Raw genomic sequence first — 14,519 nt, 5'->3', positions numbered from 1 at the left:
ATTCCCGCCTGTTTCGCCGGGCGCATTTTCCTGAGCATCGAGTCCAGAATGGATCGGTGACGACGATCCGATTGTTCCGCCCCGACGACGCCGTGGCGGTGGCCGAGCTGATCACCCGGTGCCTCCGCGAGGTCAACAGCCGCGACTACCCGGCCGAGCTGATCGACCGGATGTGCGCCCACTTCAACCCACTCCGGATGCTGGAGCTGTCCCAGCAACGCCAGATCTTCGTCGCCCAGCAGGCCACTCCCACCCCCTCCGCCCCGGCCGCCCCGTCTTCCGGCGACGGTCTTCTCGGCGCTGGCGCCGGTCTCGTCGGCACGGTCTCGCGGGACGGCAACAAGGTCTTCACCATGTTCGTCCACCCGCGGGCGCACGGTCAGGGCGTCGGCCGGCAGCTGATGACCCACATCGAAAACCTGGCAGCCGCGGACGGTTTTGACCACATGGAGACCGGCGCGAGCATCACCGGTCACGGCTTTTATCAGCGGATCGGCTACACCGACGTCCGAGTCAGCGACACCGACTTCGGCATCAACTACATCCTCCGCAAACCCCTGCGCTAGCCACCGCCGCGTAGTGCTTCTGGGCGCGTCGAACCGCAACTCCCCACGCAACCTCGACCAGCAGCGTGCGTGGGGACTTTCGGTGCGGAGCGCGCCGCAACTCCCCACGCAGCGTTGAGCAGCAGGTTGCGTGGGGACTTTCGGTGCGGAGCGCGCCGCAACTTCACACGCTCTTGGGTGGGGTCAGTGGTTGACTGCTGACAGGGTTTTCTGGACCTGCTGGCGGTGGCTGGTCCACCAGTGCAGGAACGTTCCGCGGGTGAGGAACAGGTGATCACAACTGGTGTCGCCGGCGTCGTAGTGGCGTTGCAGCTGCCAGGTCTCGGTGGCCAGGGTCCACCAGCGACGCTCGGCGGCATCCACCAGCTGACCGGAAGTGATCGGAATCTGGGCACGATAGCCGCGGATGAATGCCGCGGTTCGGTCCAGGTCGAGCGCGGTGCGGCCGCCGTCGCTGAACATGATCGTGGCGGTGCGCATCACCTCCAGGCCGTAGGGCCGGACATCGAGGCGGTCCCAGTCCAGGATGCCGGTGACCAGACCATTCTCGGCCAGCAGATTGAAGGGCTGCAGGTCGCCGTGTGTCCAGCCGCAGGGCGACACGTCCTGGTCCGGCGGGCGCTGATCCGCGACCCGATCCAGCAACTCCCGCCGCCGGGCGATCTCCGCACCGAACTCGAGCGCCCGATTTGTGGTGTCCGTGCCGAGCTTGAGCGCCTGATTTGTGTCCGTGCCGAGCTTGAGCGCCTGATTTGTGGTGTCCGTGCCGAGCTTGAGCGCCTGATTTGTGGTGTCCGTGCCGAGCTTGAGCGCCTGATTTGTGGTGCCCGCGCCCAGATTGAGCGACCGACTCGCGTGGTCTGCGGAGATTTGCGCGTACCGGGCCAGCTCGGCACGCGCCTGGGCCGCGTCGGGCGGCACGTCGGGCAGGCTCCGCGGCGCCGGTGGGCAGAGGTCGGCGAGGGCCAGGTGCAGTCGGCCGATCAGATCGCCGAGGGCCGTGCACGCCCCGAGGTCCAGGTCGGCGCCGGCGGGATGGGTGCCGGGCAGCCAGGTGCTCACCGCGTACCAAAAGCCGTTGATCTTCTGAAGGGTGTCGCCGGACGCCGTGCGCAGCGGCGCCGGAACCGGAAAGCCCGCCTCGGCCAACCGCGGCAGCAGATCCTGAGCGGCGCGGAACGCCTCGGGGGAGCGGTCGGTCAGCCGCTTCACCGCGAACTGGCCGTTGCCGGTGCTCAGCCGCCAGTTCAGGTTCATCACTCCGGCCGGCGCGGCCTGGCACTCCGCCACCAGCCCCAGCCGGAAACACTCCGCAATCTCCGCCTGAACGCGTCCCGGCAGCGGCGGAAATCGATCAGCCTCTGAGGCCCGGGGAGGCCGAGCGCCGGCTCGGGACAGGGACTGTTCGGCCTCGAGGGACAGGGACTCGACGAGGCCGGCGGCCGGGACCAGTTCGGTGATCAGGTCGACCGCTTCGCCGGCCCAGACCGGCAGTGGTGGGATCACGCCGCGTTCCACGTCGTCGCGGTAATCCTGCTGGGCCTGCGTGCTCGCGGCGGCCTCGGGCTCGCGGTCGCGCCAACGGTCCAGGTGCGGGTGTGCCAGGGTGCGGGCGGTGTACTTCGGGGACCACGCCGAGCCGCGGACCACATCGAGGACGCTGCTGCGCTCGGTGTCCGCGCCGCGCCCGGCCAGCAGTGCCGCGGTGATCATGGGATGCGCCAGGGACTCCGGGGTGGCCTGGAAGCGGGTGCCGAGCAGCGCGCCGTCCGCGCCCAGGGCCAGGGCCGCCGCGAGGCCGCGCCCATCACCGATCCCGCCGGCCGCCAGGACCGGCGTCGGTCCCGCAAGATCAACAACCAGGGGTACGAACGAGAGCACCGACCGTCCCCGCCGCGCCCCGTGCCCACCCGCCTCGGTGCCCTGCGCCACGATCACGTCCGCGCCCAGCTCGACCGCCTGGCGTGCCTCGTCCAGGTCAGTGACCTGCACGATCACCAGCGCGCCTGCCGCGTGCACCATCCGCACCCACGGCGCCGGGTCCCCGAACGAGAACATCACCGCCCGCGCCCCGTGCTCAAGAACCCGCTCGACCAGGCCGGGCTCGATCGCCCACGTCAGAAAACCCGCCCCCCACGGAGCCGGAGCGCCCGAGGGAGCCCGCGTGTCCGAGGGGGCCCGCGTGTCCGAGGGGGTGTCCGAGGGGGCCCGCGTGTCCGAGGGGGCCCGCGTGTCCGAGGGGGCCCGCGTGTCCGAGGGGGCCCGCGTGTCCGAGGGGGCCCGCGTGTCCGGAAAAAACCGGGTGTCCGGGAATGGCCGCGCGTCCGACGGAGCCGGAGCATCCGTCGGAAGGTGAGCGCCGGATGGCGGCTGGGCGCCCGCCGGAGCCCGGGAATCCCGGAGGCCGGCGGTGTCGGCGTTGTGGTGCAGGGCGGTGGTCAGGATCGGTAGTTCGCGGTCCAGCCAGGCGTGATCACCCGCGCCCAGCAACCCCAGCCCGCCGCCCGCCGAGACCGCCGCGGCCAGCGCCCCACCGGCGGACCCGCCCATCGGCGCCAGCGCGATCGGATGCCGCACCCCGAGCAGCTCGGTGAAAGCAGTCGTCAGCGCCATGAACAACCCCGTCCTCGTAGGCCGCAGCCCTGCCGGCGCAGGCCGGAACGTCGACGTGCACGCCGGCCGATGCCGCCGTCAACCCTGCTCGCCGAGGTCGAAGGCGGCGGCCACCCGTTCCGACGGATCCGCGCCGTGTGGTGTTCGCAGCCGGTCGGTGAGGACAAAACCCGCCAGCGTGAACGTCTCGCCGTGCAACATCTCGGTCAGCGCGAACGTCCCGCCCCGCCGGTCCGGGTTCCAGCCGTGCCGCAGCGCGTACGCGAGGACGGCCCGCACGTCGGCCGGCCTCGGCGAGGACCCGTCGGTCTCGCAGGCGCCGGCCGGCCCGAGCGCGAGCGACAACAGATCGGCCTGCAGCGCCTGACCGGTTTTGCCCGCTCCCCAGATCCGCACCCGCACGCAGCGGTGACAGTCCCTGCTGCCCCGGAGGTGATGGATCTCCGCCCGCCAGGTGTAGACCCGGGGCCCGTGCCGCAGGTGCCGCAGCCGTGTTCGCATGTCCATCACCTCTGCCGCCGATCCTGCCACAACCCGCCCCCAGCACGGGATCCCCCGATTCGTGCGACGAGGGCCGAGGCGGAAGAGTGGGATCGATGATCTGGGATTGGGTCGAGAACACCGCGCTGCCCGGCCACCGCGTCACCACGAAGCGCGAGCTGACCGGCGGCTACAGCAACCACAACGTCGCGTTCACCACGGACACCGGCGACACCTACGTCCTGCGCCGCTACCTGGGCGACGACGCGGGCGCCGTCGAGGCCGCCCTCGCGCGCCGCCTGGCCGGGGTGGTCCCGGTGCCCGAGGTGATCGCGATCGGTCACGGAGCCCTGGTGTCGCGGTTCCTGCCGGGCCGCCCGCTCAGTGAGGTCCTCGCCGACGCGGAGACAGACGCGGACGCCACCGTGGTCGAGGACCTGGGCCGTTCGACCGGCGAGACGCTGGCCCGGATCGGCACGGTGTCCTTCGCCGCGCCGGGCTTCTTCGCGGACGGCACCCTGACTCCCGGCCCGCCCGGGATCGAGCCGGCGAGCGGTCTCGACGTCTTCGTCGACAAGTGCCTGGCCGAGGGCAACGCGGCCGGCCGTCTCACCGACGCCGAGCAGCGTGCGCTGCGGACCCATGCCGCCCGGGCGACCCCGCTGCTGACCGCCGTGCACGGTTTGCGCCGGTTGGTGCACAGCGACTTCAACCCGAAGAACCTGCTGGCCCTCGAGGTGGACGGCCGGTGGCGGATCTCCGCGGTGCTGGACTGGGAGTTCGCGTTCAGCGGTCCGCCGCTGGTCGACGTCGGCAACATGTTGCGCGATCCGCGTCCGCCCGGCTTCGCCGAGGCGTTCCTCGAGGGATTCCGGGCGCAGGGCGGCGATCTGCCGCCGGGTTGGCGTGCCCTGAGTTCAGCCCTTGATGTGTACGCCCTGGCAGCGTTCCTGACGCGCCCGCCGGAGCATCGGTACTTCCAGGGGGCGCTCGCCCGGATCCGTGACCTGCTCGCCTCAGCGGATTGACCGTCCGGCCGCCCCGCACGCCGTCGCGCCCGCGCACGTGTTCAGCGCGTGCAGGGCCTCGCGCAGCTCGGTGACGCGTTCCGGGTCGAGCCCGGACGCCAGGTTGAGCATCTGATCAGGATCGGACCGGTGGTCGTAGTACTCCCGGCTGCCGTCCACGTATTCGACGTAGGTGAAAGCCCGGGTGCGCAGCGCGTCGTAGGACGGCGGGACGTTCTCGGAGTCCTGGTTGTAGTCCGGGTCCTTGGGGTCGGTGGCCGGGTCGCTGTGCTCGATCAGCGCGGCGGTCCGCCACCCGTCCGCCTCGGCCGGTGTCGTCCCGTCCAGCAGGCCGGTGACGCTGCGCCCGTCGATCTGCGCGGCGACCGGCGCGCCGGCCAGCTGGGCGAAGGTGGGCCGCAGGTCGATGTTCTCCACCGGCTCTTCGACGACCAGCCCGGCCGTGATCCCGGGACCGGCCGCGATCAGGGGCACCTTGATGTCGCTCTCGAACGCGGTCATCTTGCCGGGGTTCAGCCGGTGCTCACCCATGTGGTACCCGTTGTCCGAGCTGAACACCACCACGGTGTCGTCGGCGACGCCGGCCCTGGTCAGGGTGGCCCGGAGCTCGGACACCATCAGGTCGACGGACTGGATCGACTGGACACGTTTGCGGAAGCTGTCGTCGATGTGCTTCTTCAGCCAGGTGGGCAGCGGCGGGTGCCCGGCGAGCCAGGGAGGTGCGTCCTCCGGCACTGTGTCGTACGCCGAATTCTTTGGCGATGTCAGCCCGGGGAAACCGTGAGCGTCGCGCGGCGCCGGCACGTACGGAAGATGGGGGGTGTATGTCGCGACCTCGAGCATGAACGGCCTGCCGGCGGCCGCGGACGCCGTGATGAAACGCTGCGCCTTGGCGGAGAGCACGTCGGTCAGATAGTCCTGCGGCCGTGATCCGTACGTGCGGACCTTGCCGTTCTCGTTGAGCTCGTAGTTGAAGCCGTCGTAGGCGTCGCCGCCGGCGGCCCACTCGTCCCAGCCCGGCGGAACATACGGTGTGCCGCCGCCGAAGGTGATCCGCGGGAAGTACTCGTTCATGTACTTGCCGTAGAACGCGGTCCGATAGCCGGCCGCGTGCAGATCGGTGGCGAACGTGGACTTCTCCTCGGCGCGGCTGTGGAAGAGCCGGAACCCGCCGTCGGAGCCGTTGTTCTTCACGATGCCGGTGTTGTGCGGATACCGGCCGGTGAGGATCGACGCCCGGGACGGGCAGCAGAGCGAGTCGGTGACCGTGTAGTTCGCGAACGACGCGCCGTCCTTCTGCAGGGCGAGCACGTTCGGCAGGTACGGCAGCAGGTCGTCGGAGAGGTCGTCGGTCAGCACGAACACGATGTTCGGCCTGGTCTTCGTGGTCTCGGTGATCGGCGTCGGGCTCTCCCGTGCGTGGCTCGGCGATGGCGACGGGGCGGCGGCCGGGGCCTTCACTGTTGCGCATCCGGTGGTGATGAGCAGCGAGACGGCGACGGTGAGGCGGATGAGCGTGGTGACCATGTCGGGTGCGGTAGCTCCGTCGGCGAGAAGGTGGAGCCCGGCACGGTAGCCGGTCCGGTTTAACGGACGGTGTCGTCGCGCACGGGGGTGTCGCTTCGTTGTCGGCGGGGCTGCGGGTCTCCTGGCGCTTCAACGGATGGCTTTGTTGTCCGCGGGGGTGCGGGTCTCCTGGCGCAGACCGGGATGCACGGCGGCGCTGACCGCGGAGACGGCGACGGACGCGGCGAAGACCAGCACGGTGACCGTGCCGCCCCCGTGGGTGACCAGCACCCCGGCGAGCAGCGGCGCGGCGGCCGCAGCCGAGTTGGCGGCAAGGAAGATGACGCTGAGCACCCGGCCCTGCAGCCGGTCCGGGGTGGTCGCGGCCAGGTGACCGAAGATCGCGGCGTTGCAGGCGGGCGCCAGGAACAGGGTCACGGCCACCGGCGCGGCGGCCGCCAGGCCGGTCATCAGCACCGCGCTGAGCAGCAACAGCAGGGTGGCCGCGGTGCAGATCATCCGGGTCAGCGTGGCCATCCTCAGCCGGCGTTGCAGCAGTGGGGCGAAGAAGGCGCCGGTCAGGCCGCCCACGGCGATCACCGTCTCGGTGAGGCCGATCACGGCGGGTGCGGTGCCGGTCTGCTGCAGGGACACCACGATGGTGAAGATCACCCCGTTGATCGCGAAATTGAGCGGTGCCGCGATGAGCAGCACGGCGCGCAGGAACGGCTGTCGCGCGACGTAGCGCACGCCCTCGGCCAGCGCGGTCGTGTACCTGTCCGGGGTCTCCGCCCGCGAACGTTGCAGCGGCCGGCGGATCAGCGCAACGCCGATCATCGAGGCCAGGTAGGAGATCGTGTTGCCGATGAACGGCAACGCGTGCCCGATACCGAACAGCAGGCCGCCGAGCGGTGGCCCGGCCAGCGCCACGCCGTAGCCGCGGGCCTCGTTGCGGGCCACCGCGGCCGGTAGCTGCTCCTTCGCCACGATGCTGCTCAGCGCGGCGCGCTCGGTGGTGAAGAAGACCGAGCCGGCCACGGCGTCCACCACGGCGACCGCGATGATCACCGGCAGGCCCGCGTGTCCACTGAGGATCAGCGCGACAAAGGCGAGGCCGGAGAGCAGCCGGGCGGCGTCCGCGCCGAGCAGCGCCCAGCGGCGGTTCACCCGGTCGACCAGCACGCCCACCGGCAGGCGGCTGGCCAGACCGGCGACCTTGGCGACGGTGCCGACGATCCCGGCCTGTACCGGGGAGCCGGTGAGCATCAGTACGAGCAGCGGGAGGGCGAACTGGGCGATCGCGTCGCCCAGGTCGGAGAAGCACTGTCCGGTCCAGAGCAGGTTGAACTCGCGGTTGCGCCAGAGGGCTGTCACTGCGGAGTCCGATACGGGAATGCCTGCACCGCCACCACCACTGTCGCGGCGTCCGGTGCCGCCGAGTCCGGGCCCAGGTCGTGCTCGTCGATCAGGCGGAGCATCGCGGCCCGCAGCGTGGTCAACCGCTCCGGAGTGGTGCGGATCGCGAAGTCACCGAAGCCGGCCGCCTCCTGCCACGCGTCCGACCACTCCTGCCGGGCCGCCTGCGCCCGGAAGGTGGCGGAGACGTCCTCCCAGACCGCGGACGCGGCCCGGTTCAACGCGGTCACCACCTCGTGGCCACCCGGCCCGAGCGCGTCACCCCGGTTGGGCCATGAGGTGGACTCCTGTGCGGCTTTCCACCAGCGTTCCCGGCCGCGGTCGCCCTTGCCGAGCTCGGGCGCCTCGTCGATGAACCCGTGCCGGTGCAGCATCCTCAGGTGGTGGCTGGTCTGACCGGAATCGGTCGACAGGCGGCGGGCCAGGCTCGCGGAGGTGGCCGGGCCGTCGACGCGCAGCGAGCCCAGGATCCGCATCCGCATCGGATGGGCCAGGGCGCGTAGCGCCTCGATCTGCCGCACCTCGTTCGTCCGATCGTCTCTCACGAATATGCAGAGTAGTTAATGCATAAGACCCTCTGCAATAAGCCGGGACAGCACCAGCTTGCCGATCTCGTCGGCGCCGTACTCGGAGAAGTGGGTGTTGTCGCGGAGTTCGCGGTAGAGGTACAGCGGCTGGGAGTCGGTCGGCCCGAGGCTCTCGACCAGGGCGGCGCTGTCCGCGGTCAGGTCGATGTAGGGCACCCGCAACTCCGCGGCGAGCGACGCCATCTCGGCGGGCAGGTCGACGCCGAGACCGTTGACGTGCCGGGCGACCGGGGTGAGCACGCCCGTACTGTCGAAGATCCGTCGCACCGGCGGGCTGACCAGGACCGGCCGGGCGTGCCCGGCACGGACGCCGGCGACCAGCGCGGTCAGGTTCGCGCGATAGTCCGCGGCCGTCGTGGTCTTGTCGTTGTGTCCGAATTGGATAAGAACCACGTCGCCCCGGCGCAGCAGCGGGCGCATCGTGTCGAACAGCAACGGATCGGTCAGGAACGACCCGGCGCTCTCCCCGGAGTCGGCGTAGTTCGCGACCGTGACACCGCGCAGGTGCTGCGGAATCGCCTGGCCCCAGCCGGTGTACGGGAACGTGTCCTGGTCGCACACCGTGGAGTCGCCGGCCAGGTAGAGCATCGGGGTGCGCGGCGGTGCCGGCCGGATCCGCAGGTGGCGCACGACGGGCGCGGCGCCGGTGAAGGTCAGGGTCAGCCCGGGCGTGCCGGAGCCGGTCTTCGTGGGTTCGCCCTCGGGGTCGCGGACGTTCACCCCGAACGTGCGATGACCGGAAGTGCCCTCGGCGATCACCATCCGTCGGGCCTCGGCCCGCACCCCGGCGTCACCGAGGGTCACCGAGATCCGGTAGTTGCCGGGTGCCACGTCGGCGTGGCAGACCACCGGGGCGGTCCCGGTGCAGGTGACCGGGATCCCGGCGGCGGGGACGGCCGCGGCGGCGCTGGTCAGGGCCGCGGCGAGGAACGCGTGCATGGGCTCTCCCTGGGGTTAAAAGGTTTCAAACACCGTCCATCTCAACCCTCAACGTATCGATCGTCAAGAATCTCTACGCGGTGCGGGAGGTGCCGGGTACGATCTGCTGGTTTCGATGGATCAGCGCTCGGGGAATCGATGTCAGGCAAGGTTGTCGCGGCGATCGCGGTCGTCGCACTGCTGCTCTCGGCCTGCGCCGACCGGGCCGTGCGGCCCGGTGCCACGGCCTCGCCGATGTTCACCAGCTGCGGGCTTGAAACGTCATTTCCGGACAGTGCCACGCTGCGGGCCGAGGACGTCTGGCCGGACGGCGGCGCGACCTCCGCCAGCTACACCCTCCTTCCCGCCGACCGCTGCGCCGGCGTCGCGGTCCGCCCGGACCGGTGCGACGCCTTCCCGTGGGTGATCGAAAGCGACCTCTATCCGCTCGGCGGGCGCGCCCGGCTCGCGGTCACCATGATTTCCGAGAAAGGACTTTCGGTACGCGAGCAGGTCGTGTTGTTCGCGCCGGACAGCCCGTTCGCGGAAACCTATGTGCGGGCGGCCGCCGACTGTGGTTTTGCGACGCTGACCGTGGTGGACGGGCGACCGGCCACCCTGCACCGCGCCGGCGCCGGGATCACCGAGATCGTCTACCTGACACCGCGGTCGGTGATCGGGATGTCCAGCACCGACCCGGCCGTCGGGGTGGCCGAGCTGGTCCGGTTCGCGGGTGTCGCACAGGAGCGCTCGGCAGTGCTGTCCTATCCGTCCTGAGCTGGGTCTTCGCGTTTTTGTCGTACCCGGTCACTACGGTTCTGGCATCTGATCCGCGCTGCTGGGAAGGGTGGCTGTGATGCCTGCCGACATGACGTACCTCGAACTCTCCGAAGACAGCGGGAGTGCGCACAAGTTCTACGAGGTGACTGTCGACGGCACCGACCTGACCGTCCGATATGGCCGGATCGGCGACCGCGGGCAGGTCAAGCAGTCGTCGTTCACCACACCGGAAAAGGCGAAGTCCGAGGCCTCGAAAAAGATCGGGGACAAGGTCCGGAAAGGGTACGCTCCGGCGGTTCCCGGCGGCCGGCAGAAACGGTCGATCTCCCGTCGGCAGATCGTCAGCACCCGGTCCACCGCCACCCGCGCGCCGATCCTCTGGCGGTACGCGTCGGGCAGCCCGGCGTTCGGCATCTTCGTCGACGACGACGGCTGCATGGTCGGCAACGAGAGCGGCCTGATCACCACGCTGGGTCACGACGCGACGGTGCGGCAGCAGTTCCGCCTTCCCGACGGGGTGAAGTCCATCGTCGCCGACGACGGCTGGATCTACGCGGGCTGCGACGACGGCAACGTCTACGACCTGTCCGGCAAGGTGCCGCGGCTGGCGTACCGGATCGCCCCCGAGATCGACATCTACTGGCTGGACATCCACGACGGCGTGCTCGGGGTGTCCGACGCCAACGGCGGGATCTCGGCCATCGACCACGAGGACGAGTTCCTCTGGCAGCGCCCGGGCCGGGGCAGTTCGGCGTGGATGGTCCGGTGCGACACCGACGCCGTGCACCACGGCCACTCCGGCGGCGTGACCAGCTACGACTGGCGCACCGGCCGCGAGCTGTGGCACACCAAGACCGGCCCGGTGCTGTTCGGCTGGCAGGAGCGCGACACGCTCTACGCGGGCACCGCCACCCGCGAGGTCGTCGAGCTGGGCAAGGACGGCTCGCGCCGGCAGGTCTACCGCTGCGACGCCGCGGTGTATTCGTGCGCCACCGCCGAGGACGGAAGGTATGTGTTCGCCGGCGACAGCGCGTCGTCGATCTACTGCTTCGCCGCCGACGGCACCCGGCTGTGGAAGCTGTCCACCGGGTGCGGCTCGGCGTATTCGATGCAGTACCACGACGACCGCCTCTACATCGTCACCACCGACGGCTCGCTGGCCTGCATCGACGCGAGCGAGGCGGCGGTGCAGTCAGCGGTGAGCGGGACGCTTCCGCAGGCCGTCGACGTCAAGGCGCCACCGCGGATGGCCGCTGTCGTCCCGTCCACCACCGTCGAGATCGTTCACGACGTGGCCGACGGGGTGGTCGTCGAGTGCATCGATGTCGGGGGCCGGTTGCGGGTGCGGGTGGTGTCCTCCGGGTACCACACCGACTGGCAGGTCCAGTTCCCGAAGGGCATCCGCGAGACCGGCAGCCGCTATGTGGTGACCGGGGTTCGGGAGGCGGCTCGTGGCGGCTTCTACCGGACGTACGGTGAGGTCCGTCGCCTCCTCTGACCACCCGCTTGCCGCGACCGTGGCCGCGGCCCGGTGGGTCAGGGCGCGCGGAGGGTGAAGGTGGACTCGGCTTCGAAGTCGTCGCCGGAGGGCTTGTCGATGTAGAGCTTGGTGTCGCGGCGGTGCAGGAAGTATTCCGGGTAGTTCTTGGAGCGGACCCGGAAGCTGCCGGCCGGCTGGTCGTCCTCGGCGCAGAAGGTGGCGTCGCTGCGGAACAGGTCCTTGTCCTCCTTCGGGTCGAAGCGCAACCGGTAGTCGAAGTGGCGCAGGTAGTCGCCGTCCTCGTCACGGAACGAGAAGCAGGAGTCGTCACCCAGACCGGCGACCACGGTCAGCGCCGTCGGCACCTGGGAGATCGCGGCATATTCGCCGGTCGCGATCAGGTAGCTGTCCTCGTCGTCGGCCGGCGAGACCAGCCAGGAGCCGGTGCTGAGGCCCTTCGGGTCGGCCGCGCTCGGCGAGGCTGCCGGGGGTGCCGCGGAGGCGGCGGCCGGGGACGGCGCGGAGGCCGCGGCGGGCGGAGCGTCCGCGGGGGAGCGCATCGCGATGTAGGCGAACGCCGCCACGACGATGATCGCCGCGCCGACCGCGAGGGCGAGCACGCCGGGGTGCAGACCGCGGCGGGCCGGGGTGCCGGTGCCGCCACTGCCGTAGATGGTCATCGGTGGTTCCTCCTGGTGCGAGCCCCGAAGACTATATGCGGACCGGTGACGACCCGTGTCGTGAGTGCCGCCGCAGGACCTTGGCCTCTACGGGCGGGCAGGCCGAGCGGCGAGACTGAGGGGGTGGCGAGGGGAGCGGCCGGGATGGAGACCTACGAGCGGTGCGTGGTGGATCCGGGCCGGCCCTGTGGTGCCTGCAGTGCGCCGGGGCCGTCGCTCTGCCCGTACCGCTATCTGCTCGACGACGACGAACTGGCCGCGGTGCAGCGTGCGGTTCCGGTGGAGGTGCGGGTCGCGGCGGGGCGTCCGTAGGGAAACCCCGCCGCGGTGGATCAGCTGGCGTCGGCGAGCGCCGCGAGGGCCTGGGCGGCCCGGAAGTACTTGTTCCGGCCGAGCTCACCGATCGTCTTGACGCCGAGCGCCTCGCGGATCAGCTTGCCGCCGTTGACGCTCACGCCGGCGAGCGCCTCGACCGGGGCGTCCAGGATCTCCTGGATCGACTTGTCGAGGTAGGCCTTGTCCACGATCTTCTCAAGGTCGGCGGTGACAGCCATGTTTCCTCCGCAGTGATCGGTGGATCCATTCCGTCCGGAGTGGATCTTTCGGGCGGGAGCTTAACGGATCACGATGGCCTGCCAGCCTCGCCCTCGCTGTTACCGGCCGTCACGCCCATATCGGCAGGTCGGGCGGTGACTGATATGGGCAACGAGTGCCCATGTCCGTAATCGCGCCGCTCAGCACTGTGGAGTCATGAGAAGACTCGCTGCAACGGCCATCGCCGTCCTGGCCGTGACATCACTCGCCGTAGCGGCGCGGACGGCGGCCGCGGCACCCGCGACCGGCCACTACATCGTCGTGCTGCGGGACACCGCGGCCCTGCGGCGCGCCCCGGCGAACCGGATCCACCGCGACCACGACTACCACCACGTGCTCACCGGATTCAGCGCGGCGCTGTCGCCGGCAGAGCTCGCGGCGCTGCGCACCGACCCAGGCGTGCGATACGTCGTCCCGGACGGCGCCGTGCACCCGGACGCCGGCGGTCCCTACCGGTCCGACTACGGCGCGAGTGAGGCGACCGGCGCCGGGGTCACCGTCTACCTGGCCGACTGCCACGACGAGTCGGACGTCGTCCGCCGGGTGGCACCCGCGGCGCAGATCGTTCCGGTGCCGGTCTGCGCGGGCCCGGAGTCGGCCGTGATCGCCGCGATCGACGAGATCACCCGCCAGCATCAGGGACCGTCGGTGCTCAGCCTGGGCCTCAGCGCCGGCCCGTCCCGGGCACTGGACGACGCGGTCGCCGCCTCGGTCACCGCGGGCGTCGTCCCCGTCGTCTCAGCCGGCGGCACCACCATCGCCGGTGGTGCCGGTGGTAGCGCTTGTGGCCGGTCACCGGGGCGGTCGGCAGCTGTGATCACGGTCGGGGTGGACGCCGTGCGGGACTTCGGGACGTGCCTGACGCTGTTCGCGGGCACTCCGCTGGTAGCCGCCGCAGCCGCGCTCTACCTGGAGGCACACCCGACCGCGCCACCCGCCGCGGTGAAGGCCTGGCTGATCGCGAACGCGGCCACCGGGGTGCTGCACCGTCTGCCGACCGGCACTCCCAACCGGGTGCTGAACATCCGCGCCGCGGACGCCACCGGGTGGCGATCCCCCAGGGTGATGGAACGCTCCATCTGACCGGACCACTGGCCCGCCGAATGCAGCACAATCCCCCAGCGGGCTGACCGTCCCATCACTGTTTTCCGCGAGCACCCCGTGACCCAGCCAGCCGAGCAGCCCTCGGCTGGCTTCCAGCGGTGCCTCGGAAGCATGCAGGCACCCCTGGAAGCCAGCCGGGTGCGCGCAGCTGGTCTTCAGGGGTGTGTCGGGGGCGAGGAGGCACCTCTGGAAGCCAGCCGGGTGCGCGCCTCGGCGGCTTTGGAGTGGTGTCCGATGTAGTTCGGGTGCAGGTGGGTGGGGGTGTTGTTGTGGGCCGGGATGGTCGGTCGGTGTTGCTGTGACGGTCGGTGTGGGTGGTCGATGCCGGTGGGCGGTAGAAGTTCGCGTTCGGCGTTGAGGGGGCGGTAGAGGTCCGCGTTCGGTGTTGGAGGGGCGGCAGGGGTCCGCGTTCGGCGTCGGCGGGGCTGTGGAGGTCCGCGCTCGGCGTCGGTGGGGCGGTGGAAGACCGCGTTGGGCCGGGTTGGGGGCGGTGGCGGTCCGCGGTCGGGTTGTGCGTGCGGCTACCGCCCGCGGGTGGGCGGCAGCCGCACGCGATCTGGCAGTGCGGACTCCTACCGCCCTGCCCGGGAGCTACCGACACATCAACTCAAGCTAAGTGGCATGGAGCGGGGTGGCTGGTGCTCAGGGTTGCCTCGGGCCCGTGGAGGCAGTCGTCAGCGGCAGCCGAGCGGGGGTGGCTGGTGCTCGCGGTTGTTTCGGGCGGGTTGAGGCAGCCGCAGGCACCAGCTGGGGGCAGTGAGTGGGGC

General features: G+C 70.7%; 14 protein-coding genes. 6 read left to right on the top strand and 8 right to left on the bottom strand.

The genetic code is table 11. The features are described 5' to 3' along the window. Positions 1-56 precede the first annotated feature (56 nt). Positions 57-566: a GNAT family N-acetyltransferase gene (locus ADL15_RS38900; RefSeq protein ID WP_067702481.1), complete on the top strand. Its 510-nt coding sequence runs from the start codon at positions 57-59 to the stop codon at positions 564-566. Positions 567-749: 183 nt separating this feature from the next. Here the strand turns inward: ADL15_RS38900 and ADL15_RS38895 are convergent, their stop codons facing one another. After that, positions 750-3,116 (bottom strand): nitronate monooxygenase, encoded by a 2,367-nt coding sequence (locus ADL15_RS38895; RefSeq protein ID WP_269748425.1) that lies wholly within the window; start codon positions 3,114-3,116, stop codon positions 750-752. Positions 3,117-3,257: 141 nt separating this feature from the next. Beyond that, positions 3,258-3,680 carry an integrase gene (locus tag ADL15_RS38890; RefSeq protein WP_067702588.1) on the bottom strand — a complete coding sequence of 141 codons (423 nt, stop codon included), beginning with the start codon at positions 3,678-3,680 and terminating at the stop codon, positions 3,258-3,260. A 95-nt stretch (positions 3,681-3,775) separates the two neighbouring features. Between ADL15_RS38890 and ADL15_RS38885 the strand changes: the two genes are divergently transcribed. Beyond that, a complete protein-coding gene (locus ADL15_RS38885; RefSeq protein WP_067702475.1) occupies positions 3,776-4,687 on the top strand; it encodes a phosphotransferase family protein in 912 nt (303 codons plus the stop codon). Here the strand turns inward: ADL15_RS38885 and ADL15_RS38880 are convergent. From ADL15_RS38880 to ADL15_RS38865, 4 genes are all read right to left on the bottom strand, one after another. Further along, positions 4,676-6,214 (bottom strand): sulfatase family protein, encoded by a 1,539-nt coding sequence (locus tag ADL15_RS38880; RefSeq protein ID WP_067702472.1) that lies wholly within the window; start codon positions 6,212-6,214, stop codon positions 4,676-4,678. The two genes, ADL15_RS38885 and ADL15_RS38880, sit on opposite strands and share 12 nt — an antisense overlap. A 129-nt stretch (positions 6,215-6,343) precedes the next feature. Then, positions 6,344-7,567 (bottom strand): MFS transporter, encoded by a 1,224-nt coding sequence (locus ADL15_RS38875; RefSeq protein WP_067702469.1) that lies wholly within the window; start codon positions 7,565-7,567, stop codon positions 6,344-6,346. Beyond that, entirely contained in the window at positions 7,564-8,154 is a 591-nt protein-coding gene (locus tag ADL15_RS38870; protein ID WP_157441871.1) for a winged helix-turn-helix domain-containing protein, read from the bottom strand. Before ADL15_RS38870 ends, ADL15_RS38875 begins: the two co-directional genes overlap by 4 nt. A 15-nt stretch (positions 8,155-8,169) precedes the next feature. Next, the gene (locus tag ADL15_RS38865; protein ID WP_067702463.1) at positions 8,170-9,135 is read right to left on the bottom strand and encodes a rhamnogalacturonan acetylesterase; all 966 of its coding nucleotides are present in this window, start codon (positions 9,133-9,135) and stop codon (positions 8,170-8,172) included. Positions 9,136-9,273: 138 nt separating this feature from the next. On the opposite strand from ADL15_RS38865, the gene ADL15_RS38860 reads away from it, so the two are divergent. Beyond that, positions 9,274-9,891, top strand: a complete 618-nt coding sequence (locus ADL15_RS38860; protein WP_067702459.1) for a hypothetical protein — start codon at positions 9,274-9,276, stop codon at positions 9,889-9,891. A gap of 79 nt (positions 9,892-9,970) precedes the next feature. Then, the gene (locus ADL15_RS38855) at positions 9,971-11,392 is read left to right on the top strand and encodes a WGR domain-containing protein (protein WP_067702454.1); all 1,422 of its coding nucleotides are present in this window, start codon (positions 9,971-9,973) and stop codon (positions 11,390-11,392) included. Between the two features lie 38 nt (positions 11,393-11,430). Here the strand turns inward: ADL15_RS38855 and ADL15_RS38850 are convergent, their stop codons facing one another. Then, complete coding sequence (locus tag ADL15_RS38850) at positions 11,431-12,054, bottom strand: AbfB domain-containing protein (protein WP_067702451.1); 624 nt, start codon at positions 12,052-12,054, stop codon at positions 11,431-11,433. A 123-nt stretch (positions 12,055-12,177) separates the two neighbouring features. On the opposite strand from ADL15_RS38850, the gene ADL15_RS53530 reads away from it, so the two are divergent. Further along, positions 12,178-12,366 carry a hypothetical protein gene (locus ADL15_RS53530; RefSeq protein WP_157441870.1) on the top strand — a complete coding sequence of 63 codons (189 nt, stop codon included), beginning with the start codon at positions 12,178-12,180 and terminating at the stop codon, positions 12,364-12,366. 20 nt (positions 12,367-12,386) lie between these two features. Here ADL15_RS53530 and ADL15_RS38845 read toward each other — a convergent pair whose 3' ends face one another. Continuing rightward, positions 12,387-12,608, bottom strand: a complete 222-nt coding sequence (locus ADL15_RS38845) for a hypothetical protein (protein ID WP_067702448.1) — start codon at positions 12,606-12,608, stop codon at positions 12,387-12,389. Between the two features lie 196 nt (positions 12,609-12,804). Here ADL15_RS38845 and ADL15_RS38840 point away from each other — a divergent pair, with 196 nt between their 5' ends. Continuing rightward, positions 12,805-13,731, top strand: coding sequence for a S8 family serine peptidase (locus ADL15_RS38840; RefSeq protein ID WP_083972296.1), 927 nt, complete (start codon positions 12,805-12,807; stop codon positions 13,729-13,731). Positions 13,732-14,519: the final 788 nt, after the last annotated feature.

This window comes from Actinoplanes awajinensis subsp. mycoplanecinus (assembly GCF_001509495.1).
Classification (GTDB): domain Bacteria; phylum Actinomycetota; class Actinomycetes; order Mycobacteriales; family Micromonosporaceae; genus Actinoplanes; species Actinoplanes palleronii.
The sequence above is the reverse complement of the archived record's forward strand: the minus strand, read 5'-3'. Positions and strand labels throughout refer to the sequence as shown.